The sequence below is a fragment of the Peribacillus sp. SIMBA_075 genome, assembly GCF_046534585.1.
The window spans coordinates 1-404 of record NZ_JAWRYN010000160.1 but is presented as its reverse complement, the minus strand read 5'-3'; the positions used below and the strand labels follow the sequence as shown (position 1 = coordinate 404).

General features: G+C 46.0%; 1 pseudogene. It reads left to right on the top strand.

The features are described 5' to 3' along the window. Positions 1-34: 34 nt before the first annotated feature. Positions 35-404: pseudogene (locus SB775_RS27605) on the top strand (hypothetical protein); the annotation flags it as partial.

The window sequence follows — 404 nt, the reverse complement described above, 5'->3', positions numbered from 1 at the left end:
AGTGGGAATCACTAAACTGACAGGGCGCACCGTCATGTCGGTGATGCTGCCGACTGATTACATGATTAAAGATGCATCAGCAAACAAAGTCATCGTTAAAGTGAAAGAAGGCGCAACATTTAATAAAACAAAAGCTTCAGCGGCCGGTGTCCAATCGGTTTCTGAATTTGACGCAGCTACACCGAAATTCGACCAGTTTTACGTAGTGGATTTGAAGGCCGGCATGTCTGCTGCTTCTGCCGACAAAACATTAAGCCAGCTTGAAGATCTGCCGGAAGTCGAATTTGTGGAAGCGGTCCAACGCTACTCGCTGCATAGCGAAGACATCTATTACGATGAGCAATGGTCGTTGGAAAATACAGGAGAGTCATTTGGCATCAAAGACGCAGACATCGATTTTGAAG